Annotated in this window: 35 protein-coding genes; 8 read left to right on the top strand and 27 right to left on the bottom strand. The window is 65.8% G+C overall.

Going from position 1 to position 26,936, the window contains the following annotated elements:
* Positions 1-127: 127 nt before the first annotated feature.
* From RMCN_RS04395 to RMCN_RS04350, 10 genes are all read right to left on the bottom strand, one after another.
* The gene (locus RMCN_RS04395) at positions 128-1,153 is read right to left on the bottom strand and encodes a DUF4192 domain-containing protein (protein ID WP_067387590.1); all 1,026 of its coding nucleotides are present in this window, start codon (positions 1,151-1,153) and stop codon (positions 128-130) included.
* Positions 1,154-1,894: 741 nt separating this feature from the next.
* A complete protein-coding gene (locus tag RMCN_RS04390) occupies positions 1,895-2,305 on the bottom strand; it encodes a hypothetical protein (RefSeq protein ID WP_131808525.1) in 411 nt (136 codons plus the stop codon).
* 65 nt (positions 2,306-2,370) lie between these two features.
* Positions 2,371-2,658: a hypothetical protein gene (locus tag RMCN_RS04385; RefSeq protein WP_067387587.1), complete on the bottom strand. Its 288-nt coding sequence runs from the start codon at positions 2,656-2,658 to the stop codon at positions 2,371-2,373.
* The gene (locus RMCN_RS30800; protein WP_131808524.1) at positions 2,655-2,975 is read right to left on the bottom strand and encodes a hypothetical protein; all 321 of its coding nucleotides are present in this window, start codon (positions 2,973-2,975) and stop codon (positions 2,655-2,657) included. The genes RMCN_RS04385 and RMCN_RS30800 overlap by 4 nt, the downstream gene beginning before the upstream one ends.
* On the bottom strand, positions 2,917-4,098 hold the full coding sequence (locus RMCN_RS04375; RefSeq protein ID WP_234787568.1) for an RNA-guided endonuclease InsQ/TnpB family protein: 1,182 nt from the start codon (positions 4,096-4,098) through the stop codon (positions 2,917-2,919). The genes RMCN_RS30800 and RMCN_RS04375 overlap by 59 nt, the downstream gene beginning before the upstream one ends.
* Positions 4,098-4,505, bottom strand: coding sequence for an IS200/IS605 family transposase (gene tnpA, locus RMCN_RS04370; protein ID WP_067387582.1), 408 nt, complete (start codon positions 4,503-4,505; stop codon positions 4,098-4,100). The genes RMCN_RS04375 and tnpA overlap by 1 nt, the downstream gene beginning before the upstream one ends.
* A gap of 40 nt (positions 4,506-4,545) precedes the next feature.
* On the bottom strand, positions 4,546-4,908 hold the full coding sequence (locus RMCN_RS04365; protein ID WP_067387580.1) for a hypothetical protein: 363 nt from the start codon (positions 4,906-4,908) through the stop codon (positions 4,546-4,548).
* Positions 4,905-5,630, bottom strand: a complete 726-nt coding sequence (locus tag RMCN_RS04360) for a hypothetical protein (protein WP_067387578.1) — start codon at positions 5,628-5,630, stop codon at positions 4,905-4,907. Before RMCN_RS04360 ends, RMCN_RS04365 begins: the two co-directional genes overlap by 4 nt.
* 113 nt (positions 5,631-5,743) lie before the next feature.
* Positions 5,744-5,929, bottom strand: coding sequence for a hypothetical protein (locus RMCN_RS04355; RefSeq protein WP_067387576.1), 186 nt, complete (start codon positions 5,927-5,929; stop codon positions 5,744-5,746).
* A complete protein-coding gene (locus RMCN_RS04350; protein ID WP_131808523.1) occupies positions 5,922-6,260 on the bottom strand; it encodes a hypothetical protein in 339 nt (112 codons plus the stop codon). The genes RMCN_RS04355 and RMCN_RS04350 overlap by 8 nt, the downstream gene beginning before the upstream one ends.
* Before the next feature lie 2 nt (positions 6,261-6,262).
* Here RMCN_RS04350 and RMCN_RS04345 point away from each other — a divergent pair, with 2 nt between their 5' ends.
* The 3 genes from RMCN_RS04345 (at position 6,263) to RMCN_RS04335 (ending at position 8,716) form a co-directional block, all read left to right on the top strand.
* Positions 6,263-6,628 (top strand): hypothetical protein, encoded by a 366-nt coding sequence (locus tag RMCN_RS04345; RefSeq protein ID WP_234787567.1) that lies wholly within the window; start codon positions 6,263-6,265, stop codon positions 6,626-6,628.
* A 684-nt stretch (positions 6,629-7,312) separates the two neighbouring features.
* Positions 7,313-7,612: a hypothetical protein gene (locus RMCN_RS04340; RefSeq protein ID WP_131808522.1), complete on the top strand. Its 300-nt coding sequence runs from the start codon at positions 7,313-7,315 to the stop codon at positions 7,610-7,612.
* A 348-nt stretch (positions 7,613-7,960) separates the two neighbouring features.
* Positions 7,961-8,716, top strand: coding sequence for a pentapeptide repeat-containing protein (locus RMCN_RS04335; protein WP_165604409.1), 756 nt, complete (start codon positions 7,961-7,963; stop codon positions 8,714-8,716).
* Positions 8,717-8,875: 159 nt separating this feature from the next.
* Here the strand turns inward: RMCN_RS04335 and RMCN_RS04330 are convergent, their stop codons facing one another.
* Complete coding sequence (locus RMCN_RS04330; RefSeq protein WP_067387568.1) at positions 8,876-10,834, bottom strand: hypothetical protein; 1,959 nt, start codon at positions 10,832-10,834, stop codon at positions 8,876-8,878.
* 316 nt (positions 10,835-11,150) lie between these two features.
* On the opposite strand from RMCN_RS04330, the gene RMCN_RS04325 reads away from it, so the two are divergent.
* Positions 11,151-11,969, top strand: a complete 819-nt coding sequence (locus RMCN_RS04325) for a C40 family peptidase (RefSeq protein WP_067387609.1) — start codon at positions 11,151-11,153, stop codon at positions 11,967-11,969.
* A gap of 129 nt (positions 11,970-12,098) precedes the next feature.
* Here RMCN_RS04325 and RMCN_RS04320 read toward each other — a convergent pair whose 3' ends face one another.
* Entirely contained in the window at positions 12,099-12,434 is a 336-nt protein-coding gene (locus tag RMCN_RS04320) for a hypothetical protein (protein ID WP_067387565.1), read from the bottom strand.
* Positions 12,435-12,763: 329 nt separating this feature from the next.
* The gene (locus tag RMCN_RS04315; RefSeq protein ID WP_067387563.1) at positions 12,764-13,843 is read right to left on the bottom strand and encodes a DUF6036 family nucleotidyltransferase; all 1,080 of its coding nucleotides are present in this window, start codon (positions 13,841-13,843) and stop codon (positions 12,764-12,766) included.
* A 199-nt stretch (positions 13,844-14,042) separates the two neighbouring features.
* Here RMCN_RS04315 and RMCN_RS04310 point away from each other — a divergent pair, with 199 nt between their 5' ends.
* Complete coding sequence (locus tag RMCN_RS04310; RefSeq protein ID WP_067387561.1) at positions 14,043-15,722, top strand: helix-turn-helix transcriptional regulator; 1,680 nt, start codon at positions 14,043-14,045, stop codon at positions 15,720-15,722.
* Positions 15,723-15,782: 60 nt separating this feature from the next.
* On the opposite strand, the gene RMCN_RS04305 is transcribed toward RMCN_RS04310, so the two are convergent.
* The 13 genes from RMCN_RS04305 to RMCN_RS04245 all read right to left on the bottom strand — a co-directional run bounded on the left by RMCN_RS04305 (position 15,783) and on the right by RMCN_RS04245 (position 24,786).
* A complete protein-coding gene (locus tag RMCN_RS04305) occupies positions 15,783-16,118 on the bottom strand; it encodes an ACT domain-containing protein (protein WP_131808521.1) in 336 nt (111 codons plus the stop codon).
* Positions 16,119-16,153: 35 nt separating this feature from the next.
* Entirely contained in the window at positions 16,154-17,035 is an 882-nt protein-coding gene (locus tag RMCN_RS04300) for an ATP synthase subunit B family protein (RefSeq protein ID WP_067387555.1), read from the bottom strand.
* Positions 17,032-17,649 (bottom strand): hypothetical protein, encoded by a 618-nt coding sequence (locus RMCN_RS04295; protein WP_131808520.1) that lies wholly within the window; start codon positions 17,647-17,649, stop codon positions 17,032-17,034. The genes RMCN_RS04300 and RMCN_RS04295 overlap by 4 nt, the downstream gene beginning before the upstream one ends.
* Positions 17,650-17,713: 64 nt before the next feature.
* Positions 17,714-17,989 carry a hypothetical protein gene (locus tag RMCN_RS04290; RefSeq protein ID WP_131808519.1) on the bottom strand — a complete coding sequence of 92 codons (276 nt, stop codon included), beginning with the start codon at positions 17,987-17,989 and terminating at the stop codon, positions 17,714-17,716.
* A 96-nt stretch (positions 17,990-18,085) separates the two neighbouring features.
* Positions 18,086-18,370: a hypothetical protein gene (locus tag RMCN_RS30795; RefSeq protein ID WP_131808518.1), complete on the bottom strand. Its 285-nt coding sequence runs from the start codon at positions 18,368-18,370 to the stop codon at positions 18,086-18,088.
* Complete coding sequence (locus tag RMCN_RS04280) at positions 18,367-18,693, bottom strand: hypothetical protein (protein ID WP_067387547.1); 327 nt, start codon at positions 18,691-18,693, stop codon at positions 18,367-18,369. The genes RMCN_RS30795 and RMCN_RS04280 overlap by 4 nt, the downstream gene beginning before the upstream one ends.
* A 116-nt stretch (positions 18,694-18,809) precedes the next feature.
* Positions 18,810-19,232, bottom strand: coding sequence for a hypothetical protein (locus RMCN_RS04275; RefSeq protein ID WP_067387545.1), 423 nt, complete (start codon positions 19,230-19,232; stop codon positions 18,810-18,812).
* Between the two features lie 87 nt (positions 19,233-19,319).
* Positions 19,320-20,030 carry an HNH endonuclease family protein gene (locus tag RMCN_RS04270; RefSeq protein WP_067387543.1) on the bottom strand — a complete coding sequence of 237 codons (711 nt, stop codon included), beginning with the start codon at positions 20,028-20,030 and terminating at the stop codon, positions 19,320-19,322.
* Entirely contained in the window at positions 20,027-20,416 is a 390-nt protein-coding gene (locus RMCN_RS04265; RefSeq protein WP_067387541.1) for a PIN domain-containing protein, read from the bottom strand. The genes RMCN_RS04270 and RMCN_RS04265 overlap by 4 nt, the downstream gene beginning before the upstream one ends.
* Positions 20,413-20,634: a type II toxin-antitoxin system Phd/YefM family antitoxin gene (locus tag RMCN_RS04260; RefSeq protein WP_067387607.1), complete on the bottom strand. Its 222-nt coding sequence runs from the start codon at positions 20,632-20,634 to the stop codon at positions 20,413-20,415. The genes RMCN_RS04265 and RMCN_RS04260 overlap by 4 nt, the downstream gene beginning before the upstream one ends.
* A 107-nt stretch (positions 20,635-20,741) precedes the next feature.
* Positions 20,742-22,616: an AcrVA2 family anti-CRISPR protein gene (locus RMCN_RS04255; RefSeq protein WP_067387539.1), complete on the bottom strand. Its 1,875-nt coding sequence runs from the start codon at positions 22,614-22,616 to the stop codon at positions 20,742-20,744.
* Positions 22,603-23,064 carry a hypothetical protein gene (locus RMCN_RS04250; protein WP_067387537.1) on the bottom strand — a complete coding sequence of 154 codons (462 nt, stop codon included), beginning with the start codon at positions 23,062-23,064 and terminating at the stop codon, positions 22,603-22,605. The genes RMCN_RS04255 and RMCN_RS04250 overlap by 14 nt, the downstream gene beginning before the upstream one ends.
* Before the next feature lie 150 nt (positions 23,065-23,214).
* Complete coding sequence (locus RMCN_RS04245) at positions 23,215-24,786, bottom strand: hypothetical protein (RefSeq protein ID WP_067387535.1); 1,572 nt, start codon at positions 24,784-24,786, stop codon at positions 23,215-23,217.
* A gap of 86 nt (positions 24,787-24,872) precedes the next feature.
* Between RMCN_RS04245 and RMCN_RS04240 the strand changes: the two genes are divergently transcribed.
* The 3 genes from RMCN_RS04240 to RMCN_RS04230 are packed head-to-tail and all read left to right on the top strand — an operon-like array spanning position 24,873 to position 25,958.
* Positions 24,873-25,184 carry a hypothetical protein gene (locus RMCN_RS04240; RefSeq protein WP_131808517.1) on the top strand — a complete coding sequence of 104 codons (312 nt, stop codon included), beginning with the start codon at positions 24,873-24,875 and terminating at the stop codon, positions 25,182-25,184.
* The gene (locus RMCN_RS04235; RefSeq protein ID WP_067387531.1) at positions 25,184-25,579 is read left to right on the top strand and encodes a hypothetical protein; all 396 of its coding nucleotides are present in this window, start codon (positions 25,184-25,186) and stop codon (positions 25,577-25,579) included. The genes RMCN_RS04240 and RMCN_RS04235 overlap by 1 nt, the downstream gene beginning before the upstream one ends.
* A 40-nt stretch (positions 25,580-25,619) precedes the next feature.
* A complete protein-coding gene (locus RMCN_RS04230) occupies positions 25,620-25,958 on the top strand; it encodes a hypothetical protein (protein WP_234787566.1) in 339 nt (112 codons plus the stop codon).
* Between the two features lie 229 nt (positions 25,959-26,187).
* Here RMCN_RS04230 and RMCN_RS04225 read toward each other — a convergent pair whose 3' ends face one another.
* Complete coding sequence (locus tag RMCN_RS04225) at positions 26,188-26,859, bottom strand: 3'-5' exonuclease family protein (RefSeq protein WP_067387529.1); 672 nt, start codon at positions 26,857-26,859, stop codon at positions 26,188-26,190.
* Positions 26,860-26,936: the final 77 nt, after the last annotated feature.

The raw sequence follows: 26,936 nt of genomic DNA, 5'->3' as shown, positions 1-26,936 counted from the left end.
TCCACCACCCGCCACACCACCGGCCCCATCACCACATCAACCCAACACAACCCGCCGACGACGCAGTGAAGGGGCAGCCGGGTGACTCCCCTGGCTGCCCCCTGATCTGCTACTTGATCGGCAATCCTTACGTCGGCTGCGGCAGTTCCACCCCCAGCCTCGCCGCTACCCGATAGCCCGCCAGCGCCAGCTGGCGAATCTTCTCGGGGCGCAGCCCCGACTGCAGCGCGGTATCGAGCATGGAAGCCATCCGATGCGCCGGATCAATCCGCAGCGCCTCCTCCAGTGCAATCCCCGCCAACGGACCGTCACCACGCACGTAGGCAGCGAAAGCAAGCAGCGTTAGCGCGTCGACACGCGGCGGATCAGGCAGCGTGCGCGACAGCAGCGCCCACAGCGTTTCGGCCGCCCCCGCCTGATTTCCGACCGCGAGACCAAACAGCACGTCTCGGACCTGCCGATCGCTCAGCGCCAGCGCCAGCCGCGCCAGATCGTCGTCGTCGAGCGTGGCGCCGTCGGCGACTCGACCCGCTGCTGTGATCGCGTGCTCGACGTCGCGGCAGGCGCGTGCCCCGACGTCGAGCTCACCGCTCTGCTGGAGCATCTCGTCGATGCGTTGACCCAGCCGCGCGGTGTGCTCAGTGTCGCGGGTGCTGATTACCTCGTGCAGATCCGAGCGGCGGGCGTAGAGACGCCGCCCATCGAGAACCGCCGCCATCGCCAGCGGTGAAGCCGCCGGGTCATCAACGGCTCCGCCGTTACCGCAGCCGTCTGCGCAGTGCCAGCGACCGCCTGCCTCTATCCGGTCGACGATGTGGGCTGACAGCATCTCCACGCGCTGATCGTTGAGAGCGGTTGTCAGTTCGTCGATCAGCTGGCGGTATTCATCGGCGCACATTCGGCAGTGCGCACCTTCGGCGTCGACCACAACGGCAATAGCCGCATCCGCCCCCGCCGTGGCGGTCGACTCCGTGAGGCGCGCGACCGCGCCGCTCATGTCGGTCGAGAGATCCACGCGCGCCGCGCATATCAACTCACCACCGCCCACGGCCACGACGATCAGCGATCTCTCCGGCACAAATCCGAAAATCGAAGGTAGAGCCGCGATCAGCGATCCTGGCCTGCTCAATTGAAACGCAGCGGGAACATTCATATCAGACACAACGCCCTCCTACAGGCACTCCGCGCGATCCCGATGCCTCCGCGACGGGGGCATTTGAACCGCTTTCCAGGTGTCTCGACTCCTCCCGAGACACCTTTAGCGTAGCGTCGACCACCGACAACTACGCAGTTCAACCGGGGTTCGCTGCCCCCGCGGACCAGCCCCGGTTCTTGCGGCCGGAGTACTCCCGTACCCGCGTTGGACGACTTAGTTGATGCATCGCAGCACCCGACTCCGGTCTGCATGTTAAATCATCGGTGCGTGCGCTGCTGTTTGTTCACTGGCGCCCGCCTGGCCGAGCCCTTTTGCACCGCAGAGCGTTTCGCGCCTACATTGATCGCTACTCGTGGAGTGCCGCAGTGCTTTTCGGTCTCTGTCCCGCAGGATAGTCGCCGCGCACTCGCACCTTGTATCCCTCCAGAGCGGCATAGCGCGGCGGGTGCCGGCGGTACCCCACCAACCATGCGGCCCGGTCGCGCCCTCACTCCATCAGCCTGAACAACCGCGCACCCTTTGCTATTTCGTATTGTTGCGCGGATGTGAAACGTGTTATGCGTCAATCTCTTTCGCGGCACCGCTGTCCGCGCACTAGGCTGTGGCCCTTGGCTTTTCATGCGCTTGCAGCGCCCCTGTACCCACTGGCGGGTGTTGAGCGCGAGGGGCCGACTTGTCGGCCCCTCGCGCTACCATCAAAGGGTGGCAGGGAGGGAACACCCGGCGGTGTCCCCTCCCTTATACTGCCAGCGTCAGCATCCCGAGGATCTCGTTGGCGACCGCGTAGACCTCGTCCAGGTACTGGTACGCGCCGTCACGCGCCGATGTTCCGGGCGCCAGCCAGGTCAACTCATTCCATCCGCTAGTGATTCCTACGCGCCGCTGAGTGCCGTTTCGGTTGTGTAGCACGACGTAGTAGCCCGACGACTCCCAGTCGTCGTCACCGTTGACGCTCAGCTCGACACGCGGGTCGGCGACGATCGCCTGCGCCTCCAGCGCTTCGTAGTACAGCTCTGACATTGCACCGCCCGGGCGTTCGTGTGATCGGTCAGGCAGGTCGCATTCCAGTTCCTCGCCCTTGGCTGCCACCCAGCGATCAAACGCCTCGACGTTAATCGTGAAGTGCCGCAGGCCGGCAGTGGGAGTCACCACGAACCCTGTCGCTTCCGAACTGCAGGCGACGCCAGACGAATTCGGGTTGTTGTGCTCCACCATCAGAACCCCTCTCCGCATATCGGCGGATCGAAGTACTCCGCCGACGGGTCGTCGTCGATGTCGTCTACCGCGATGCCGGCGCGCTGCAGCCATTGGTAGCCGTCGTTGCTCAGTTCAGCAAGGCCGTTGGCCAGGTCGCGCTCATCTGGCTCGAAATCGAGGGGCACGCGGACTCGGACCTCGTGGTGGCATTCCTCGCCCCAGCTGATGACCACCGTTCTGGTTGGCGGTTGCTCGGCGGTGGGGCCGCACGCAGCGGCCCCACCTTGGCTCTCTGCGGCCCTCACTGGTCGGCTCCCGTTGCGGCAGCCCACAGCGGGCGCTGGTACCGCTCGGCGTCCCCTGGTGCTCTCAGGGGCATTACCAGGCCGATGAAATCGGCGCCGATCTGCACCACCGCCGCGCCGGGGCCGCGTTCGCCGCCGGTCGGGAACACCACCATCCGGGCGCCGTCCTCGTTGTGCACCTTGGCGAACTTCGCCAGCCGGCCGGCGTTGTATCCGACTCCGGTGACTTCTCCGGCCGCTGGAAGCGACCGGCTTCTTTTACGCCGCGGTTGCGGTGTGTAGGGCCAGTCCAGCCCTGAGTATGTTGCGTGCGGCATGTTCATCGGCCGGCGCGCTGTGACCGCAGCGTTGGCAGACGAATTCCGCTTGGCTGACGCGATTTTCGGGTGCTGCGTGACCGCAGCACTCACACCTGTCGGAGGTGTGCCGGGGGTTGACCTCGATCCAGGTGCGCCCAGCATCTTCCGCTTTGGCGCGCAGTATCGAGACGAACTGGCCCCAGCCAGCGTCACTGATTGATCGGTTGAGCCCGGACTTCGCCCGGGCGCCGTTGGGGAGGAACTGCCCAGGATTGTTCGGATCAGGTTTGGGCGTCGCCCGGCGCAGCATGTTCGAGATCTTGAGGTCCTCCACCACCAGCAGGTCGTACCGGGCGACGAGTGCACGGGCCTGCTTGTGGTGAAAGTCCTTGCGCCGGTTGGCGATCTTACGGTGCCGCGCCGCCACCGTCTCCCGGCGCACGACCCGGTTATTGGAGCCACGTTTTGTGCGCTGCAATCGTTGCTGAGCCGCCTCCAGTCGGGCGGCCTCCTGACGTGCCCACCGCGGATTGGCGACCTCGGTGCCATCAGAGAGCGTCGCATAGGTCACCACCCCGACGTCGATCCCGGCCTGACCACCCGTGGCCGGTAACGGATTGGTCGGTACCTCGTCACACGAGAGCACCAGCATCCAGCGCCGGCCTTGGCGTTTGATCTGGATCGTTTTCACTCTGCCCTGCACCTGGCGGTGCAGATGCACCTTCACCTGACCGACACCTTGCAGATACACCCGCTTGGTCTCGGGTAGCCAGCGTGCCCCGTCACCGTCTTTGGGCCACTCCACGCTGTCGAAGCGGGTCTTACCCTTAAACCGCGGATAGCCGGGCTTGTCGCCGCGTTTGACCCGGCGGAAGAATCCATCGAACGCCTTGCTCAACCGGCGCAGGGTGGCCTGCTGGCTGGAGAACGACCACACCGCCTGATCCGGCCGTATCGCCCGGATCTCTGACAGTTGGGCGGATTGATCCCCGTAGTAGATGCGGGTCTTGTTGTGTGACCAGGCATTCCGGCGTTCCTGCAGGGCGGCGTTGTAGAGCTCACGGTGCGCGTCCAGACACTGCGCCAACGCGACGTGCTGGCGGGCAGTCGGACGCAGGCGAAACACATACGCGCGCCGCATCAAGCCACCGCGTCCCACTGGTGCTCGATGTAGCGGCGCACCGTCGACTCCGACACATACCCGACCGAGGCGGCGAAATACGACGGCGACCACAACACCCTCGCGAACCTCCGCAGGTAGGGAAACTCGGCGCGCAGCACGCGCGCGGTGCGGCCCTTGAACGCCCGCACCACCGCCGCTGGCGCGTCGGTCGGGCCAACCCGCACGAACAGGTGCACGTGATCGGGCATCACCTCGGAGGCCACGATCTCCCATCCGCGTTCGGCGGCGACCTCGGTCAGCAGCTCGCCGCAGCGCGCCGCTACGCGGCCGCCAAGCACCCGGCGCCGGTACTTCGGGCACCACACCAGATGCAGGCCCAGCGAGCACACCCCACCCGGGGTGCCGCGAAACCGGCGCTGAGACATACCACACACCTTACGAAACGACACCGACAAAAACTCACCATCACACACTGTTCACCTGGCCCGATTCCCCCGACGGCTCAAGCCGCCGGTCCCCTCGGGCCGCACCGATGGAGCGGGCGCTGTCCTTGTAACGCACGCACCCTTCGATCCCGACGAACGAGATCCCGTCCACCTCAATGTGGCTGAGGTGCAGATTCCACATGTGCAGCTCGTCGAGATAGGTTCCGTCGCAGTGGTTTCCGTACACGCCCATGGCGGGAATGTGGCAGCCGTCGATGCCGGTGAGGGTTCGGGCGTACAGGTCGCCGGCTGTGACGATTGCGTCGATGCCGTTGTCCAAGACGTACTGCGGCAGCGGTGATGACATTTCGGGGGCGGTGTCGGCGATCAGCAGTAGTTTCATCGCCGCACGTCGTTTCGCTCCACGCGTGCCCGCAGCTCGGCCACGGGTACCCGGAAAGTCGTGTCTCGTACGTCAGCGAGAGCGCGTCGCGCGGCGTCGAGGTGGGTGAATGCCGTGGCCTGGCCGAGGAATCCGGGATGGCCGTCGATGGGTTGCAGGCCAGCCAGGCGCCAGTAACGGTTCACGCGTTCGACCGTCTCGGCCGTGGACCTTGAGACGTCGGGGCTCATCACGGCCATACCGGCAGAGGTGGGCAGCATGGTGGCGATGACTTCCGACACCGCCCACGCGCCGATGTTGTGGCCGCGGGCCGCGCTATCAATGCAGACATCGACAACGATGAGCACCACGTCGATCGAGCCGGCCGCAGCGAACGGTCCCTGCTCGTCGATGTCGGGCGCCAGCCATTCACCGTCGAACAGCTGGCCGAATCGCGCGGCACCGGGGTACTCGTCGAGGACCTGGGCGGCGGGCTGTTGGCCGAGCTGAAGGATCAGAAAGTCGACATAGCCCACTGAGATGTCGGGGGCGGTGGCGTGGGCTTCGGCCACAGCGAGCTGGACGTCGGCGCGCCAGTCCAGGCAGCAGCTCAACTGGCGGTTGGAATCCTGGCTGGCGTAATGCAGTCGCGGCGCGACGAATTCGAGCGTGTCCCCCTCGTTGGTCGCTGGCGTGTAGGCGTCGAGGTCGCGTGTGAAGTCGGCCAGCGAGATGGAATCCACCCTCCTATTCTTGCCTCACAGCGGTGGTCCCTGTTGCAGTGGCGAGCGGCGCGCCTGCAATGTCCCTATTTGAACGTCGTCATAGGCGAATGCGGCAGCAGCGGGCGAGGTCGTCAGGGCAGCGGCTCGATCATTGCGTCGTCAAAGCGGCTGGCGTAATGCTCGGCGGCGTCGCGTTCGGCATTGGTGAACGCACGGATGGCTCCGGGTTGGCTGGGGACGCGCACGAGCAGCGTCAGTTCGGCGAGGCTGGCGCGGTCGCGTTTGGGGCGCCGATGTTCGCGGGGTTCCTCAGTCACGTTGGGTCGGTGTCTGGTGGGCGGGGTGGTCGCGGTGGGCGTCGGCCAGCATTCGGGTGACGAACCACGGGCCGGCGATCAATGCGCCGATGATGAACAGTGCGAGCGCGGTGATGATCGATGACCACAGTGCCATCGGGTCTTGAAACCATTCGGGTCTGCGCACTGACACGTCGATGCAGCTGCCGACGATGAAGAACGACGCGCTGATCGCGGTGGCTCCGGTGATCGCGGCCCCGATCGATGACTCGGGCCAGCGGCCTCGCCAGTGCAGCATGATGAGTGCTGTCGCGGCACATACCAGCCCTACTGCTACCCAGACTGTTCCCATGGATGGTCACGATACGACGCGGATGCGACACCACGCTCGAATGCGTGCTGGCCTGCGGGGTGGCCGGCGTACTCTCGGCCGTCGTGACGAAGGCGCGCCGATCACCGTGGATGAACGATCGAGCCGAGCTGCTTGTGCGACTGCTTCAGCAGCGCTACGGCCTGGTCGTCGACGAGGGCACCGCGCGCCAGGACATCTCCGATCATGTCGACCACGTGGCCACGGTCATGAGGGTTGGTCGGCAGGCTGCGAAGTTCTATGTCACCGATGAGGTGATCGAGGCGATGGCGCAGCGGATCGCCGAAGAGGTCGCACGGCATCAGGCGATCGATCTGGACGCCGAGCGCCGGCGCCGGCGGAACCGTTGACGAAGTCGCCAGCGCGGCGCACGAGGGCTTGGCCGGTCGGCGGCGCCCTCGCGTCTACAGTGTGCACCACCTGGGGAGGTAACAGATGGTGCAGCATGTTTGCGGCGGCGTTAGCCTGCGTGGACGTTGTGTCTGCGGGCGGTTTGTGAGCTTTGCGGCCGCGCGGGTCGCTGCCGGCCCCGAGCGGGTGCGTCGCGGCGGTGCGTATGCGCTCGGCTGATGACGGTTGGGACGACGCCCATACGCCGCGGCGCAGCGTTCGGGTGCCTGATGAGATTTGGGATCCTGCAGTCGCTGCGGCCTCGGCCGCGGGAGAAACGATTACCGCTGTCATTCGTCGCGCGCTTGCCCGATATGCCCTCGAAGGTGGTGGTGACGCGGAGGTTGAGTACCGGGCCACACCTAAAGACGATCGTTTCGATGCTGTGACGAACATTGTTGGCGCATATGAGGATGTGCGGCGGCTGTACCCGGCGCGGCGGTGGGTTCTGGAGGAGCGAACCGTCTCCGGGTATCGGCCGGCGGGTCGCCAGCGCACGCGCCCTCGTTCTGGGCAGTGAGGCCGCTCGTCGGGGTACGGACAATGCGGCCGCGGTGTCGCTGGCGTGTAGCGCGGTTGTGAACTTTGCGTAGCTCCGGGGATCGCGTTCCGCACTCCCAGGGGGATGGCGAGATCATGTTGTGGTGGATGCGTTCGTCTCCGTTTACGTCGATATGGCTGCCAGCGCGGCCGATGTGCGCGCCGCGGTGGCCGCTGTGCCCGTTCCAGACGAAGTGGTTGATGTCGTTGTCGACGATCGCTTTATTGGTGACACGTTTGGGTGCCGGATCGCCGTGGAGCTCGTGGGCACGTTCGATGAAGGACACCAAGGTCTGTGTATCGCTCGCGGTTACGCGCAGCGGCTGTCGGCCGTTCTCGGTGTGCCGGCGTTTCCGTTGTTTGACCTGCTGCGTCTGGATCAGCCCGAGCGCTTCATGCAGTGACAGCGCACGAAGAATCTCGCTAGGATTTGGCGCTTTTGCTGTATACAGATCTCGAATCGGTTAACCGCGCTCAGAACGAAACTGCAGCCTCGACAATTTCGCTCATCACACGGGGGTTTGATGTCGCATCGGTGGGCCTCGTGTGAGGTGGCTGACCGCGTACGTGACGCCGTCGCCTGCCTTCGCGGGAGGCCACCGACACGGCCACCGTTGATGCCGGTACCGACGTCGCTTCCGAGTTGGGCGCGGAGGCCAAAGTTGTCCCGGGCGGCGCGGATTAAACGACATATGAAGGATCCTCCATGGATTCTGCGTGACGTTGTAGTCGCCCTCGTTGTGGGTGGGGTCGTGGCGTGGGGATCTGTTCGCGCGCAACAAGATATTGATGACGAAAGAATGTTGCGGGAAAGCTCGCTCGCGGCGCAGCAGGAGAGGCAGAGCGCGCGATTAGAGAATCTTCGCTTTGTCCGAGATCGCTCGTCGATCGATGATTCGGTGGTTCGCCCTTTCGGCGGGCTAGACCTGGCTCATCAAAATATGATTGGGCTGAACCTTACTGGAGCCTCTTTCATCGAATCGAATCTGCAGCTTGCTGACTTGACGCAAATCGATGTTTCTTCGAGTAGCAAGTTCGGCCCTGCGAACTTTTATGGCGCAGACCTGTGCGGAGCCAATTTGACCAACTCTATTATGTTCTTCGCAAATTTCACACATGCGTCCTTGCGTGCCACTACTCTTTCTGGTGGGTGGTTCGGACGGGCCTGGTTCGACGGCACTGATATGAGCTATTCGTATGGAGCGGGAGCCGACTTCGATCACGCAACCTTTGTAAATGGCGTAAACTTCCGAAACGCAGTGCTAACGGACGCGAGTTTTTGGAGCGCCGACCTTTCGGGGGCGGACTTCAGTGATGCAATAGTAGCTGGGGCCGATTTCTCACACGCAATAATAAGCAGCGCAACGAAGTTCGACGGAGTCGTTTACACGTCTTCAACCAAGTGGCCGCAGGGCTTTACGCCAAAATCGGATCCCGTTTCGGAAAGCGATCTGTCGATCGGCCCCGATTTCCAGCCCGACACGCAGAGTTGTGAAGAATCGAAGTGATTTTGACGGCCCCACCAGAGCAGCTCCCGAGATAGACCGTGGTCGTGAGACCGTGAGACCGCCGTAGACGCGTCGATCGGCGGCCTGGCTGGATGTCGCAGTTCTCGTGCGAATCCACAGCGCTTGCTCTGTGCGCCCGCTGCGGATTCAGCTGTTTTGTCAGGCTGCGGCGGGGCTCGACGAGTCTGAGGCGCCCGTATCGCCGGCCGTTGGTTTGTCGTTGTCGATCCTGGATTTGATGTCGTTGACCGAGATGCCGTTCTTTTTGGTGCCTTGTGCGTGCCGGGGGCTCGAGGGTCGGGTGGTGGCGCGGGCGTCGTCGTCATTTGTGGATTCGCCTGTGTCCGCGGCGGTTTCAGATGCGTTCTTGGTGGCTGTCGGTTTTGTCAGCCGTGTCGTGCGCGGCTCGTCTGTCTCGGTCGCCGGGGTCGTGGTGGTGCCCTCTTCCGTGTCCGCGGCGCCGGTCGTGGTCTCGGTTGTCGGGGTTGGGTCCGGGGCGGTGACCGTCGATGCGTCGGGGTCGAGGACCGGATCGGTGGGCTGCGTCTGCGGCTGTGGCGACTCGGTGAGGTGCTCGGCTGCCGGCGTTTCGGTGGGCTGCGCTGTCGGCGGCGCCTGCGGGTCGTCTGCGGCGGGGTCTTGTGGGGTGGGCTCGACGATGGCGGTGCCGGTTTCGGCGTCGGTTCCGGCGGCATCGGGTGTCGATGTCGGTGTGATGCTGAGGGACACGGTGCGGGGGGCTGAAAGTGCCGATGTGTCGGGAATGCTCGCGGCCGGCGGCAGTGCGGCCGCGGACCGGGTGGTGAGATTGCTGATGGCTGAGCCGATGTCGAGGGCGAGCGCGACTGCGTTCAGCGACGTCGCGGTTGCGAAGGCGGCTAGATTCACGGCGGTGTTGACGCCGGCAGCGATGACGTGGGGCAGGCCGGTGACGAACACTGGTTGTCCTGCCATTTGCAGGATGCCGCTGGCGGCGGTGGCCGCGCTGCTGGTGAATGCGGTGATGACGTCTGCGCCGGTCGTGGTGAGTTTTGCCGCGGTTGAGAACGGGATCGATGCCAGGGTGCCGGCTGTGCCGGCAGCGATTGTGAGTGTGGTGGACCCGGCGCCGACGAGTATCGAGAGGGCGTCGGCGTAGGAGGCCGGGGCGAGGGGGGCTGTGCCGATTCTTTCGATGGCCGCCTGCAGCGCTCCGGGGGTGGTGCCGTTGCCGATCCAGGTGGTGACCGCGGCGGAGGCCCGGGTGGTGAGCCGGGTGAGCGCGGTGGTGGCAGCGTTCGACAGTGCTGAGGTGCCGCCGTTGATGCCGGCGATGGTTGCGGTCACTGGGGCGGACACGATGCCTTGTACCGCGGTCAGGGCGCCGTCGATGAGACGGTTTCCGCTGTTGTCCCCTACGGCGTCGAGTAGATCGTTGAATCCGGACAGCGCGTTGGTGATCTGTGCGGTGATTCCGGTGACGAACGTGGTGCCGAGCCTCAGGGCGGCCGGGGCGAGGTCATGGCCGGCCGTGGTGAGCGCGTTGTTGATGGTGAGGCCGGCGATGTCGAGGGGGACGGTCAGTAGGGCGGTGTAGGCGGCGGCAGACAGAGGGTTGTTGAGGATGCCGGCTACGGCTTGCAGTGCGGCGCTCAGTGAGCCGGTCAGCGTCGAGGTCAATAGGTCGGTGACCTGCCCTGTGGCCAGGGTGAAGGTGGTGTTGGCCGATCCGGCTGTGGTGGCCAGTCGTGTAAGTCCGCTGTTGGATGTGGCTTTGAGTGCCTTCAGCACGTCGCCCAGGGTGGGGTTGTCGGTGGCGGTGATCAGCGTGTCCCACAGGGTGGTGTTCAGTGTGACGGCGGAGTTGAGCGCGTCGGCAAGAGTTTGTCCCGGTGCGCCGATCGCTGTGGTGACTGTGGCCGAGACGGCGTTCATGGCGCTGTTGAGGTTGTTGATCAGGGCCTTGATGTCGGCCGGTGAGATGGCGGCGGCGAGTTCGATCGTGGGCGGCGCTGCGGCGTGGGGAACGGCGATGTTGGCCGGTGCGGTGCTGGGGATCGTCAGCGGCGTTAGGGCGATCGCGCCGGCGGCGGTCAGCGCCATCGTGGTTGTCAGGTAGGAGCGGGGGGCGATTTCCATACGGGGCCTCCGTGAGTGGTCGTCGGCGGCGATGGCGTGGGTTCCTGCAACCGCCAAAATGTCTCGACAAAATAGCACGGTGTGTCATGACACCGTTGACATCGGCGATCGGCTTCGGCGCACAGTCAGGCAGTGTTTGCACACCAGTCATTCGGCGGCCACCGGTGTCGGGTGAGGACGCTTCTGGCCGCCCGGCCTGGCTCGTCGGGCGGGCGTGCGTTGCTGGTCGAAACGGCGGCAGGCCGGTTGGCCGTATATTTCGGTTTGTGATTCGCCGGTTGATGCTCGACTGCAGCGCCATGCTGCGAGGGTGGTGCTGACGGTGGATGAGATCACGGTGCTGCAGAGGGCGCACGACCTCTTTGCCGGCAGTCCCGCGGTTGCGGCTGCTGGTGGGCCTGCTGTCGACGCTGAGCGGTCGCTACGTGGCGGCCAGTCGTTGAGCGGTGCGGCGTTCGAGCGCTACCACCAGCGGGCGGCGCAGGGCCGCAGTGATCTGCGCGCCAGTGGGGCCACCGATGCGCAGCTGTCGACGATCTTGCGCGGCGCGGCCGATGAGCACGCCGCGGCCCGGCAGCAGACACGGGTGATCTTGGATGCGGCCCGGGCGGATTCGGCGCCGGCGGCCGATACGCCGATGGGCCAACGGGAGTTCTTACGCCGGCGTGTGGCGCGGCTGCGCGCCCAGCATCGCACCGTGTCGGGTGCGCGGCTGCGCGCGCTGCGGCGGCTGGCGTTGATTCGGGCGCTTCGCTATGGGCGGGTTGATATGGCGCGGTTGGCGGGGGCTCCGAATCCGCGGGCGGCGATGGCGGTGCGGGCGGCGTTGTCGAAGTTGGGGCGGCCGTACGTGTGGGGAGCGACGGGGCCGAATGCGTTTGACTGCTCAGGGTTGGTGCAGTGGGCCTATCGTCAAGCCGGGGTTGATATTTCACGGACGACGTGGACGCAGATTCATGATGGTGCTCCGGTGCCGCGGTCGATGATCGCGGTCGGGGATCTGGTGTTTCCCAATCGTGGCCATGTGCAGATGTACATCGGTAACGGCCAGGTTGTGGAGGCTCCGTACTCTGGGGCCTCGATCCGGATCAGCAGCCTCGGCGATGCCGTTGCGATTCGTCGCCCCATTATCTGAGTCAGGGCTACCATCTGTAGCATCGTGTACGGCGTAATCGGTTGTACGGGGCGCTGTTTGGCCTTTGCGCCTGCCGGGCCGAAACGCGCGGCGGCGCGATTGGGTGGGACCTGCTTGGCCGCTCGCCGGCTACCGGTGCTCGCTGCCGTAGTCCACAAGCCCGGCTAGACCGCCGATGGCCTCTATGACGACGTCTCCGGACAGCTCCTGCTCCCCTGCCAGCGAGAGTGCACCGATGCTCGCGACCAACGGAATCTCACTATCTGGCGCGCCGGTGACGTCGACGACGGCGCGCCCGTCGACGAAGAGGGTGTACAGGTCGTGCTCGGGAAAGTCGTGGTTCAACCGCAACACCCACCAGCGGCACGCCTGCATGGCGGCGAAAGGAAAGTGCTTGTCTCCGGTGCGTTTCCAGGGCGGGCGTGCTGCGCCGACACCGTGGACCGAGAGCCTATCGTCGACCACAACCCTGATTCTAGGTGGCCCTGTTCCCTTGACCCGTCCACTGCCGGGCGCAGTCCCGACGCAGATGGCCGCATTGTCGCGTGAACGTCCCCGGCGTCAGAGTATGGCGAGGGTGTCAGCGGTCGAGTACCACGTTAGATCGGGTCGGGCAATTGTTGTGTGCGGGAACGCAAGTTGCGATTCGCCCCCCGCCACAGACGACGGGCGGTCCCCCGCTGCAACGGGGGGCCGCCCTTTTCGCTCTCTCAATCCCTGGCCCCACGAGAAAAAGGAACCGTCGATGACGGTATCGGCCTATTCCAGCACGGGCAACTCACTGTGGAGCCGTCCTAGCGCAGGAGGTCTGCGATGAGCAGTCGTGACCGCTCGGGGATCGGCGAGTCCGGGAAGTAGCGTTGCACGATGGCCCAGACTTCTGTTTCTGAGGTGATGTTGAGGTAGTCGAGGAGGAATTCGAGGTCTTGGCGGTCGGTGGTGGGCCGGGCGGCCAGGACTTTCATCGCGAGCAGATGTCGCGGTGGTGTGGCGGCCACTTGCAGGTAGGGATGGTCAAAGACGAGGCTGCCGGTGCCAGGGGTTCGGGAGACATAGCTTGCGGCTTGGCTGTTGAGCCACGTGGAAGGCCAGCCGTTGTCGGTGGCGACCTTGCGGATCGCGTCAACCATGGGGCCGTCGGGTGAGAACAGGGCGTCGATATCGCGTGTGGCTACTCGTGTTTCGTCGTAGGCGAGGAGCATGGCGGCGCCGCCGATGACGTGGACGTGGCCGATGACGCCGCGGCGTTGGAGTTCGGCGGCAAGGGCGGTGAGCGCGCGGTGGATCTCGGCGCGGTCGAACAGCGGTTCGGGCATGGGGGTGGCTCCGTCGTGGGTGAGGTCGTGGCGGTCGAGGTAGATGCCGCGCCGGCGAAACGCTGCGGGGCTGGACAGCATGGCGTAGGCGCGCGCTGAGGGCAGGTCGCTGGTCCACCATGGTGTGTCGAGGAATCGGTCGGTGGTGATGCTCCATAGCGGGCCGGGCAGGGCGTAGCGGGCGGCGATGTGTTCGGCGATCGCGGCGAGGAGCGCGTCGTAGCGTGGTTGGCCGGTGGTTGGTGGTTCGTCGCGGATCAGGGTGAGGGCGGCGCGGCCGGCTTCGTCTGCGCCGCGGTTGAATTCCAGGAATAGGCGCCAGCGGGTGCGGTCGTCGGCGGTGTCGGTGAGGGCGGCGGCGGTGGTGGCGAGGGTGAGTGCGGCGGTGGGTGTGGTGAGGTCGGTGCGGGCGCCCTGGTGGCGGTCGACGGCCCAGATGTCTTCGGCGGGGTAGCCGGCGATGCGGTGGATGTGGCGCGCGGACAGGATGCCGCGGGCGCGTGCTGGGGTGACGCCCCAGTAGCGGGCGGCTTGGTCGGTGGTCCAGAGTTCAGCCACCCCCCCAACCTACGCGCTTGCCGCGCGGATGTGTACAGCGCGGTTGCGGTCTGTGTTCGGCTGAGGGATTTATGGGGGTTCTACAGGTGTTTTCTAGTCCCCGATGTCGTCGACCGCCTGTGGGCTGGCGCGGGTGGGTTGTCCGACATCGGTCGGAGTAGAGATGTTTTGTTCTACGTGATGAGGTAGGTTCGAGCCCATGCAGCCGGCACCAGATGACGCGCCCCACGTTCCCTACTCGGCGACCGATTGGGGTAGCCGTGTCGTCAGGACCGACGAGGTCGCACAACTCCTGGGCATCAAGCCGACCTCGCTGTACCAGCTCGTTCTGCGCGACGCGTTTCCAGAGGGACAGGTTCAGGGGCGGGACAAGATTTGGATGCTGGACACGGTGCTGCGCTTCATGATCGAGCAGCGCCGCCAGCAGATCGAACGGGTGCCGCGGCTGTTTCCCCGGGTCGACCGGCCGATTCCGGCGTTGTTCTGCGGATCGCGGCTATTCATGTCCAAGGCGCGGTCGGGGGAAACCCACCGTGAGTACATCGCACACATGTGGCAGCCCAGCGACGGCGGGCCGCTGGTGGCGCTCGTGTACAAGCTGCACTCCCCTGGCTGGCATCGCCCAGCGCGCGAGCTGCTCACCGAGCTGCACGAGGCCGGGCACACCGATGTGGGGGCGGTGGTCATCCCCTCAGGATCCAGCGGTGTGGCCCCCGACGGGGTGATCGAGCCACCGGAGATCGACTATGCCGACACCAGCCCGATGAACGGCGGGTGGGTACACGCCACCTGGTTTGACGTCGCCTACCTGTTGCAGGTGGACCTGCCGTGGTGGCCTCATTACTTGCGTGATGCCCAGGCCATGCTGCGTTGGCAGCCCGGCGATGCGCCGTATGCGGTGGTGCCACGCAGCTCAGTGTTCGGCGATCCGCATGCGCTGCTGCGGCTGGGTTCCACAGTGCAGGTCGATGACGATCACGAATCGGAGGAGGTGGCTCGGTTCTTCTGGTGGTGGGCAGAGCGCGCGGCGTGCGGGTTCTGCCCACCCGACACGCACCCGGCCCAGACGTTTCCCGGGATCTGTGTTCCGGTGAAGGCCGTTGCTCCGGGCACGGGTAGCGCGCTGAGCGCGGACGTCGCCGCAGAGCGGGGCCGTCCTACGCCCGAGCAGACCGCCCGAGTTCTACATACGCGGGTCGATCCGGAAGCCTTCGACGACGTGGTGCGCATGCTCGCCCACGGTTTCACGATTTGGTCTCCGCTGATCGAGCGAGTCGTTGCGATCAGGGTCGGCACCGCCAATCCGCTGGCGCGCCGGTTCTTGAGCAAGCTGTCGGAATCGGCTGCGCCCGTCGATGAACTCGGCTACCTGCATGTGTGTGCGTTCGGCCGCGATGATCAGCGGATCACCCAACCGTTGTCGATGACACGGCCGCAGCGCCTTGAGCATGAGCTGAACAAGGATCTGTGGATCGCCCAGTTCGGGAACACAGTGTATATCACTGTGCCGCAGGCGATTTCCACCGCAAGGGGGGAACTTCAGCAGCTCGACGTCACACAAGATGACGGCGTGGTGGTCGGCGATTTCTCCGCATGGTGGACCGACACCGACGGTTACGCGTGGCCGATGCCTGGGGAAGACCCCCACGAGGCCGGGTACAGCGGCGCCGGTCCTGACGGCCTCGCCGCTGCCGCCACAATCCTCGCCGACGATGCGGCCAGTCCCGTCGGCGGCCCGTACAGGCTCGCGGTGCAGTCCGACGTCCGCTACCAGCAGCTGGCCAAACAGCTCAAGTCTCGCCGCTACCCCACCCTGATTCGCCGGCTCGACGACCCAGCAGCGGGCTTTCGCTGGCACACCGACATCCCCTCGCGGTGATGTCCCCATTTTGGGCGGCGTCCTAGTCACGGGCCTTAGGTGCGGTCCCGTTTCCAGGCGTTATTTGCAGCCCTGTTCGCAGTCCGATGATCTGATGCGAAGTGAGAGTGCCTCGTTGAGCCGGTCGAATTCGACCTTGGTCGGGATGGCCTGATCGCCGCTGAACATGCCTTCGTCGGTATAGATGGTGCCAAGAACTGCGTATACATCGGGGCTACCGAACCGTAAGTGGGGCGTGCACAGGCCGGCGTTCTCCAGCCGGTCCAGAAGCGCATGAACCGCTTCCGCTCCCCTCGTTTCCAGTGTGGCGCTGTACGTGATCCATTCGCCGTGTTGGCATTTGCGCACCGCTCCGAGCGAGAAGGGTGCTGCGGGGCAGCTGTCCATTGATGGCATCGCCTCGTTACCGGTCTCTGTGGAGGTAGCCTGCGCTATCTGTCCCAGTCTGGGGCGAAGCTGGGTGGTGGGCGGCGCGTCACTTCAGTCACGTCGTCATCGCTGGCTGTCGGTGGTTGGAAGCGCGAGTGCGCATCGTCGCCGAGGAGTTCCATGAAGCGCTGGTTGGCGTCGTCGACGTACTGGTGGGCTTCGGCGATGTAGCGCTCGGCGGCGGCGCGGGTGCGCGCTACTTCGGCATCGGCTGCGCGGCGGACCTCTGCGACCCGGCCGTCGGCGTGCCGATGGGCTGCGGCGATCTCGGCGTCGGCGTCGGAGCGGACTCGGGCGATCTCGGCGCGCAGCTGCTCGATCTCTGTTTGTGCTTCTGCGCGCTCGGCTGTGCGTTCGGCGGCGCGCTCGTCGGCTTGGGCCTGCGCAGCGGCGAATTGTTCACGTGCGGCTGCGATCTCGGCGGCGGCGTCGGTGCGCACTTTTGCGATCTGGGCGTCGGCATTGGCGCGGAGGCGGTTGACTTCTGAGTTCAGCCGCTCGATCTCTGCTTGTGCGGCCAGGGTTTCGGCGTGCGCTGCTTGGGCGGCTTGGGCGTGTTGGGTTGCCTCGGCGCGCGCAATTGCGGCTGCCGTTGTGGCGTCTTGCATGTCCTGGCGGGCGGCGTGGGCTGCGCGGTCTGCCCGTGCGCGTAGGCGGTCGGCTTCGGCGATTTTCTGGCGCACTGTTGGCCGTTGGGGTGCCGGGGCGGAGTGTCGGCGGTGTTCGATGAGCTGCTGGACGGTCATGGCCGCGGCGGCTGCCAGTTGGGGGTGCGGCTGTCGTCCGGCTTGTCGTGCGGCTGCTACTGCATCGGCGGCGATGCGCTGGGTCATTGTGGCCCACGCTTCGGGGGTGAGTTCGGCGATGCGTTCCTGCAGCGTCATCGGCGTCGGCGCCCTTCGCCGTCGGTGGCTTTCGCTGGCTTGTCGTCGGCGGCCGGAGTTGTTGGGGTGGAGTTGTTTTCGTCGCCTGATGATGACGGCGAGCGTGCGGCCGCCGGCCTGTCGTCGGCTGGCGGCGCCTGGGCTGCGGCCACCTCGGCGAAGCGGTCTATCTGCTGGGTGAGGACTAGGCCCAGCTGGGTCAGGTACACCGCGGTGGCGTTGGCTAGGGTCTCGTCGCCGAGTTCTTCGGCGTCGCGCTTGAGCCCGCGTAAGAGTTCTTCGGCAAGTTCGGGTCCCAGTCCCATGTTCGCACTGGCTGGATCCGTTGCGGCAAGCTCCATGTCGGCTGTCTGCACTATCCAGGTCAGGCGATCCCAGCATCGGTTGATCGCTGCCGCGCGTTGTTGTGCTTCGTGGGTTTCTTGGTGGTGGCGGTCGCGCTGGTCCATTTCGCTTTGTCGGCGTTTGTCGGATCGGCGCGATGTTGCCAGCAGGCCCAGCAGGACGATCAGCGCGGCCAGGACCGCGGCGGTTCCGCCGAATCCGGCTGAGTGCACCCAGTCGCGAAGGGACGGGATTGTATCGGCTACCAAATACTGTGTTTGTGCAGCCACGATCTCACCTTAGATTAGCGGCACGGTACCGCGTTGCGTGCGGATTTCTCATTGCGGTCTGTCCCTATTCTGTGGTCGTCGTAGTGGTTGGTGGTGCTGGGGCCGGTTCGTGGGTTAGGGAGAACACCGCCGGGCTGTACGGTGAGACCGTCACTGTGCCTTCGCGGGTGTCGATGGTCAGGTCGCCCCAGTCCTCGCCGGCGGGGCCGACGCCGCCGGCGGTGCGCGGGTCGTAGTCACCGCCGGCCCATTCGGCGATCGCGTGGCCCTGGTCCGGGTGTGTCCACTGCACGACCTCGACGAGGGTCGGCTTGACGCGGAACTGCTGTGTCTCAGTCACCACTCTTGTCCCCTTCTGTGATGCCGTCATAGGGCGGCTTTGTGCGTTAACGACGCGGCCCCGGCACTATGGGACCTTCCGTCTGGGACACCGCCGTTACCGGATGTGGCGTGCATGTCGTCGGGCCTCCTCGAACTCATCGAGCACCTGGCGGACACGCGGATCGCTGACCAGCTCGCGCACACGTGGTGTGATCGCCAGGTCTTCGACGTCGCGATCGAGGCCGACGAGCTCGGCGATATCTGCGAGATGGCCGCCCAGGACCATGGCGACGGTCATCGTGTGATCGAGCCGGTCAGCCAGTTCGGCCGCGCCGAGCGCCGCTAGGCCCGCTAACCGGTCTTCCCTCGTTCTGGCCCCGGCAGGCATGTCCTGGCTCACCGGTTCTCCTGTGCGCGGCGGTAGTAGTCCTCGGCGAACTGGGCCAGTGCCCAGGTCGTCAGCGTGGGATCGGTGGACGATGCGTCGGGCGGTAGGTAGCCATGCAGACATGCGTCGATGAGGTATTCGCGGCGCACGAATTCGTCGACGTCCTCGCCGTCGGCCGTCAGGTGTCTGATGAACGCGGCCGCGCGGTCGAGCTGGCCGAGGTCAACACCGTTGCGGGCAGCGGTTTCTCGGACGTTGGCTGTGTGCTCGGCGTTGCCGTCGGCGTCGAGCAGGAACGTTGCGAGCTGGAAGGTGTAGGGCCGGTTCTCTGTCAACGGGGTTTCCCTTCCGGGTTTGGTATTGCGGTCTGGTCACTGCGGGTCGGCTCAGTGGGGGCGATCGCGGTCTCGGAGCCCGGGGAGCCTGATCGCGCCGGCGAGGTCAGTTCTGGTCATGGTTTCAGTGGGGGTATCGAGCCGATGGTGATGGTGGCCGCGGCACACAGCAGTACCGCGACGACGAGGACGGTCACGTGCCAGAGCGCCCAGCGCGGCAGGGCACCGAGCGGTTGCACCGGTTGGTGGGCTTTGGTTGGCATCGTTGCCCATTGCTGGCAAGCGCGCTTGAGTTCAGCGAGTGTCATGGGTTCACGAACGGCGAGGCGGATGAAGCGCAGTCGAATCCCGTTGTGCAGCATGTGGACTGCCAGGCGTGCACGGTATGCGCTGTCCTCGTCGTACACCTGGGCGGTGTCGGTGTAGTCGACGTCGATCGGGGTGGGCAGGCGCGGTAGCAGATCGGCGACCAGGGGGCCGGGAAGTCCGGACCGCTGTGCGACGTCGCGCTCGCAGAGCCAAGCAGATCTGGTGTTCATACCACCCCTCAGGCGATGTAGCACATTTCTAGCGGAGTGTATCTCGGTGGGAGGGGTCGCCGTTTCACTGATTTACGCCGAGCGGGGTTAGGAGGCGACCCCGGCGGGGCAAGCGATCATGGCCGCGTGGCGATCGGCGTCCGCGATCGCGAGTTGGTACTTCGCGGCGACGCTGAGGAACCGGATCACATATGCGCACTGGCCGGTGGCGGGCAGCCATTCGGAGGGGCCGGAGTCGCCCTTGGCGGAATTCTCCCGTGTGTCGACCGCCAGCAGGTTATCGGTGTCGTTGGCGAAGATGGCCCGCTGCTGTGGTGTCCACTGCCAGGCGCCGGCGTCCCATGCGTAGCGTAAGGCGACCACATGGTCAACGGCGATGTCCTCCAAGGTGATTCGCTGTCCGGTGTAGGGGTCGTGGACCCATCCTGCGGTGACCTTGCAGGTGCGGGTGCCTGGTTTGAATTGCACGTCGTGCAGTTGAGCGGCGAGGACTCTCGATCTCGTATCGCAGCCGGAGTGGTCCAGTGGATCGTTCCACGCCGGGCCAAACACGCAGCTGTGGCCTTTCTTGCAGCTTCGGTCGTAGCCGGCCACCGGCGTGATCGTTGTCGCTGTGGGGATCTGTGCGAGCAGCCGGGCGATGTCGCCGGCGGCCGCAGTGGGTGGTGGGGCGGGGGCGGCCGGCGGCGCCGGCGATAGTGGCCATTGGGTGTGGTCTGCGGCGCCGATGGCCAGCGCGCCCGCGGCCAGGGCCGCGGCGCTGAGGGTGACGAGTTTGCGTCGGTATCGACGTTTCATGGCACCTCCGTTGATCCGGGATGGGCGACGGGCAGTCCTGCGGCGCGGGCGGCGGCGGCCCGGTCGGGGTCGTAGGTGATGAATGCGGTCAGGGTGGCGGCGGTCTGAGCGGCGGCGATATGTAGGGCGTCGACGACGGTCGCGGTGGCTCGAACTCGAATTGCGGCGTCGAGTAGACGGTCGCTGACGTTGACGGTGTCCAGGGCGGTGGTGGCGGTGTGGATGGCCTCGCCGGCGTCGGGTAGGTCGTGGGCGAGCTCGACGCGGGTCAGCGCGCAGGTAAACCAGCGGACGTCGCAGTGTCGGCTGAGGTAATCGCGCAGCGGTTCTGTTTCCGGTTGCGCGGCAATGAGTTTGGCTACAGCGGTGGTGTCGAGGTAGATCATGGAATGGGCGCAGCGGTGAGCAGGTCGGTGCGGGGCCGCTGGGCCGGGGTTACTTCGCCGGCGTTGATCAGCTCGACCCAGGCAGGGTCGGTGGCGATCGGCATCAGGCGTGCGACCGGTCGGCCTTGGTTGGTGACTTCGATGATTTCGCCGGCGCTCACGCGTTCGAGGTAGCGGGTGGCGTATTGGCGCAGCTCGCGGACACCGATCCTCTGCATGTAGCACATGGTATCCGGTTTGTGCCACATCGGTGTGCAGGCCGGTCGGCAGGGGGTCGCGCCCTCAGAGTTCTAACGTCCTATTTCGGTGACGTCATAGCTTGCGGTCATCCGGGCACCGCAGGGTTGGACGGAAGTCGATAGATCGGCGTGCTGAGCGGCCGATTCCCAGCCCCGACGATGGCCGGCGACACGCGGACCATGCGGATCTGGCTGCGCCCGACGCCGACGTGCTGGCGCCGCCAGTGCCCGCGCCGGATGTGTGCCGTCACGGTGCGGCCCGTCGGATTGGGCCGCGCTGCAGTCGACGCTGTGCGGGTGGCGTTAAGGACATGCACCTTGCCGGCGGCGGCGGCGTGCTGCAGAGCGGCGCTACGCCGGTGACTCGTGGTGGTGGCCTCCGGGTCGGCGGGTTCATGCCAGTCGGCCCAGGCCGCAACGGCGAGGAGCGCATCGACCTGGTCTGCGTAGGCCGTGCGGTCGCGTTGGGCTGGCAGCGCCCACCGTCCCAGGACACCGGTGCGCGCCGGCACAGCGACGCACCAGGCAAGTCGGCCGTTGGGAATGCCCTGGTAGTCGCTGAGTAGCAGGACGCCCTCGATCAGGGCGCCGCGGGCCGCGATGAGGTCCAGCACGTTGATTTGGTTGACTGCGGTTAGGTTCGACAGAACCCAGTTGCTCGAATTGGTGAATTTTCGGGCCTGAACAAGACGCAGGGTGATGGCTTCGAGCCGTTCGGTGTCGACGGGTTCGGCGGCAGGGTTGGCTTCGAGCACGATCGGTTTGCCTAGTGCCAGAAACACGTTCGGGTAGGCCAGTCGGATTCGAGCGCGGTCGTCGTTGGTGATGGGATCGGAGTCGAGGTAGCCGTGAACTTGTCCTGGCGGCATCCAGAAGTTCGATGCCGCGGCCAGTGCTACGGCGGTTTCCCCGTAGCCACGGGATGATTCGGTGCCGTCGCTGCGCGCCCATGCGCCGGCTGCGGCCAGGCTATACCAGTGGCGCAGTGCGACCGCGTCGGCTGGTGATGGGTGGCGCGGCGGCGGGTGCAGAGGTGTCGGCAGGCGACCGGTGTCGCCAATCGTGTTGCGGCCCAGGCGCCACAGCGGCAGGAGCCCGTCGGCTACCTCCCAGGGGTCGCGCAGCGCGTAGAACGCGCGGTCTGATAGCAGCGGGTCGATGGTCGGTGGTTGTTGGCGAGGTGATGCGGTTTCGGGGCCGTTGAGGTCAAGTCCTAGCAGTCGTGCCACTGGGTGCTCGGTGTCGATGGTGGCGTCGACGCGCGGATGCGGGTGGCCGGCGAGTGCGGCGGTCGGGGTGAGGGTATACGGAGTGGCCCGCTGCCATTGATCGATCAGTTCCTTGACGCGCTCAGGCGGTTGCGGGGCGCGGTCGTTGTCGGTGTGTGACGCCAGCCAGGCCTTCCACTGCGGCCGCAGGGCGCGTGGCGCCAGCGCGGACGCGTCGACGACCGTCTCGCGGCGCGGCATTTTGTAGTTCGCTGAACGGGCGCCGCGCGCTTGGTCGATTCGGACGGTGGCCTCTGCTCCGAGCTTTCGTCGTACGGCCCAGCCGTCGAAGTCGATGACTCCCGCCATCCCCTCGTTGAGCAGGCCCATTACCGACTCGATGGCCTCTACGGGTTCTGCCGACCCGGCCTTTCGTTGTTCGATGTAGGTCTCTAGGTAGGTGACCCATGCGGTGTTCACGGGTTCAGACACCTCTTGGCTGCGCGCCAACACGTTGCGCAGCACTTCGATATCAGCGGTAAGGCGTTGTCGTTCGTCGGCGACCGCGGTGTCACGCTCATTGAGGCAGCTGCGTAGTTTGGCGTCCAGTTCCGACCGGTCGCGGGCCGCGGTCTGCGCTGCCCCCAGGCGCTTACGTGCGTCGCTGATTTGTGTTGTGAGGCTGTCGATCTCGGCCTCCAGTGACTTGTGGTCGCGGTTGGCCTTGCGATGGGAGTACTTACCGCGGGCCATCGGCGCTCCTGGTAACCACGGTGGTGAACGGAGGTATCTCGGGCAGCGTCAGGTAAGCGATGTCTGCCGCGTGGAGCTGTTCGATCAGCTGGGTACGGGCGGCACCGGTGGCGCTGAGGGCTGCGGGCAGCGCCGGCGGAGGAGGTACCTCGGGAGCCTTAGCGGCCATGGTTTCGCAGGCGCCGACGGTGTCGATCAGACCTGTCCACGCGCGCTCGATCGCATCGCACAGGTTCTCGGCGGTTTCTCGCAGGTCCTCCACCGTGGGGCTGGTCAATGCGTCTCGGTCGCGCTGTGCCTGTTCGATCGCGGCGGCTAGGACCTTGCGGTCGACCGCTGCGCGTTCGGCAGCCTCGATCTGGTGTTGCAGGTCGGCCAGCTCCTTTTTGAGGGCGTCGCGTTGTGCCGTCAGCGCTGTGATGTCATTGCCTCGGGTCTCACCGTCCATCGCTACCTCCCGTCAGCGTTGTCTGCGCATCCCTTGTGACGATCGCTAGGGTAGTTCCGCCCTGGGACAGTGGATCGATAGTCCAGCAAATCCGGGTAGGGGCTATTCCTCGCCGGGCGAGGTGGGGCGGCGTTCGAGGTGGGGCGGCGTTCAGTTGAGCCTTTTGTTCGCGGTGGCAAGCAGACCCAGCACAAGCGCGAGATGCTCGGGGTCGGCGCGCGGCGGGTTGACTTGGTCGAGGTTGCTCGTTGCGCTAGGTGCGGTCAGGTCGACTTTGGTGTGGCCGCGTAGCCCACCGAAGCGGCCGTGGGCGACGGCTTCCATGCCGCACGAGAACAGTTCGGTGTAGTTGCTGCCGGGATAGTCCTTGCCCATGTAGCGGTGAGCGAAGCCGTCTGGCACTACCAGTTCTTTGCGGTGGTAGCGCTCTTTGGGCAGTCCCTCGGTGCGGCGGTTCAGAAAATGCTTTGTGGCGATGCTGATTTCGGGGTTGCGGTCTTCCATTCGGTGGGCTAGCTCGTGGGTCATCGAGGATGTGTCGTTGTAGGTGATCTCGGCGGATGTGCCGGCGTGTTGCACGGTGGCGCGCTTGCCGGCGCCGCGCACGTAGATCACCTCTTGGGCCTGGCCGGCGGCGTCGGTGTGGGTGGCGAAGTGCATAGTGGCCGGTTTCTTGCGAGTGGCGTTGAACTGTGCCAGTAGCTCGGTGATGCGGCGTTCGTTTTCGGGGGTGCGTTCCACGGTGGCGTAGGGACGCGCATAGGTGTCGGTGAGTGTGCCGGTCCCGGTTGCCATGGCCTCCGGTGAGTCGACGTAGTAGCTGGTTATCGAGGTGAGTCGGTCTTGTTGAAGGGAGCGGCGCAGGTCGAGGACTTCGACGCGGGTTCGGCGCGTGGTTTGGCGCTTGGCGGCGCTGTAGTGCGCGCGGGCCTTCGAGCGTTTGGCGAGCATGCCGCCCAGGGCGGCGGAGCGCTCGACCATTTCGTCGGGGTATAGGGCTGTGCTGGTGGTGCACATTTCCCGGTCGGCTTTGGTCATTTTGCTGTGGTTGGTGGGGGTGAACTGGGCGCCGCCGAAGCTGCGTTCCTGCGATAGTTCTTGGTAGTAGGCGTTTTTGGTGATGGTGGTGCGTAGTTCGTTGATCTCGGCGGAGCGTTTCGCGGCCTGCTGGAGGACGTCGCGCTTGGCGGCGATGTAGGCGTTGCGGGTGGCGTCGATCTCGGCGGCGGCCTCGTCGCTGATGAACGATTTGCCGTCGGCGGTCAGGTAGCGGTCGGTGCGGGCGCGGATCTGGTCGTAGTCGGCGTCGATGGACGCCAGGCGCTGGGCCACGTCGTGCGCTTCAGCGACCACCGATGCGTCGTCGACGCCGTGGTCGATGAAGGCTTGCTCGATCTTGTGGGTGGCGATGTCGCGTAGGACGGTGCCGTGGTCGACAACCGCTGAGGTGTAGGTGGCGCGGTCCTCGGCGGTCAGTGTCCGGCTGGGCTCGCGGATGAGTGCCAGCGCGTCGTTGACGGCGCGGGTGGTGGCGACGCGGCGCTGTTGTAGCTCCTGCAGCGCGGTGCCGGTGCCCGCTGTGTCGGCGGTGTCGTGTCCGGTGGTGGCCACGGCGGCCGTGGCGGCTTTGCCGACGGCGTAGCGCAGTCGCTGGTAGGCGCGGCGTCGGTCGCCGCGGGTGCACGGGCAGCGGCGTCCCCCTTCGGCGATGGCCCGGCACACCCCTGGAAACTAGCATTGATCTGCGTTTTCCGTGTCCCCTGCCGAGATGAGTACGCCCGCGGTCCTTCGGCGATACCCTGAACGCCATGAATCCGCAGCCCGCCGAGATCGCTGGTAGTCCCCCAGTTGTCGTCGGCGCGTCTGGCAATGTCGGCGTGCTGGGCGGGCTGCTGGCGCGGGTGGCCGAGGGTGCGGGCAGCCTGACGTGGACAGGCACCTTCGACTTCGGCTCTGCCGGGTCAGTCACGTTGAGCATCCGCGACGTCGATGTCGCCAGGCTCAGCGTGCCGGCACGGGATCTACTGTTGGTGACCGCAGCGCGCTTGGCCACCCTGGGCATGTCGCAGCAAGGGATGTGGCGTGCGGTTTCCTTGTCCCCTTCTGGGGGTGGGCGGTGATGGCGCTAGCGACGTTTACGTTCACCACCGACCGCGGGGTGATCGCCTACACCCAGTTGGAGCGGCCGGTCGCCGAGGAGGGCGGCGTGGTCGCCGGCGGGATCCTTGGCGGTGACGCGGAGCTGGTCGCGCTGGTGCACGACATCTTGGCCGGCGGGCCGCCGGATCAGGTCTGCGTCGCAGAGCCCAACCTGTATTACCGGTTCACAGAGGATCGGGACACCCTCGCCGACGTCGCCGCGGCGATGCTGGTGGTCGGCAACGGGCGCGGGCAACTGTCTGATCGAGGATGGGATGCCCTGCATGCGACCCTGGCAGAGGAGGACGGGGATGACAGCGGCCTCACGACTGCCACTCCCCCACCTGATGACGACGAGGGCACCGTCATCTTCTGAACCACCAGGCCTGCAGCACGGTTCTGGCATTATCGAACATATGTTCCCCACGATCGCCATGTTCGATGGCTGGGAGGATTCGGCGGACTACCCGACGCTGTTCCGGGTCTGCCGAGAGGTGAGCATCGACACCGCGCGAATCTTTCCTCCGAGTGGGATCCGCAAGGATGAGCTGCCGATGTTTGTGAAAAGCGGCGGTCTCTTGCTGGAGCCTTCGATGCGGGGCCGGCAGATCGCGTGGATACGACGTGCCGACGGGGGCTGGCTGGCCGTGTGCGAGCTAAAGGCCGCCAGCGCCAATGGCCGCTCCCGCGTGAACATGCAGCTTTGGCTGCCACCTGATGCGCTCACCGCCGACGTCGACGACGCCACGACCTAACGACCTAACGCCAGCCTTATCCGTAACGGTGTTTCCTACGTGCTGCTGTCGGCGGCCTGTGATGCGAATCGGCCTCGCGTTGGACAATCACGCTCGGGTGGATTGCGAGAGGTTGATGTGGCCCACATGCGGCAAATCGTTGCCGTGATCGGCCGGGCGATGCAGATCACGAGCGACGTCGCGAGTAGGGGTGCAATGACAGGCGGTGTCACGTGACGATTCCCCCGCCCTACTGGGCGATGGCCACCGACAGGTGTTCTGGCGCGCCGCTGGCGCAACTGGCCACCTCCGGATGTCCCTGTTGGCCCGGTCGTCCTAGTCCGGTAGATGTGGTGTTGGCGGTCAGCGCGGGCGCATGTAGGTGGTCGTACCAGCGCAAAACCCATTCGGCGTCGCCGTAGGCGGTGTGGCGCAGATCTGGCGTGGGGATGTCGATGCCGCACTGCTCTGAGAGGGCTTCCGGGTTGCGGCGTGGGAGCTGTCCATGTGCAAGCATCCAGCCGCGGGCGAGCTCGGTGATGTCAACGGGGTCGCGCCACCACCGGGGCTCGCGGCGGTGGCGGCGCAGCGCGTTGGCCAGGGTCACGGTGTCGAAGCGGGGTCGGACGCCGAAGATCTCCGCGCCGGCGGTCCACTCGTCGACGATCTCTGCGGCTTCCCTCTCGCTGAGGTGATGCTGGTCGGGGCCGAGGGCGGCGCCGAAGGCGGGGTGGCGTTGATAGAACCGGCCGACGTCGAGTCCTTTGGGGTCGGCGTGGTCGAGATCGATGTCGTCGATGTGGACGAAGACTGTGATGGTGGTGTCATCGGCGTCGGCGACGCGGCGGATCATGCTTATTTCCCAAGCGCGGCGGTCGTCGTGCACTCCGGTGGTCTCGGTGTCGAGGAACAGGACAGTCACGTATTCGCCTCTCTTGGTGCGGGTTTCGCTTGGAGTATCGCGGCAGGCACCGACAGGAATCGCCGGCGAATCCCTTC

This window comes from Mycolicibacterium novocastrense, from assembly GCF_001570485.1.
GTDB classification, from domain to species: Bacteria; Actinomycetota; Actinomycetes; order Mycobacteriales; family Mycobacteriaceae; genus Mycobacterium; species Mycobacterium novocastrense.
Note: the sequence above shows the minus strand (reverse complement) of the source record. Positions and strands in the feature narration are given on the sequence as shown.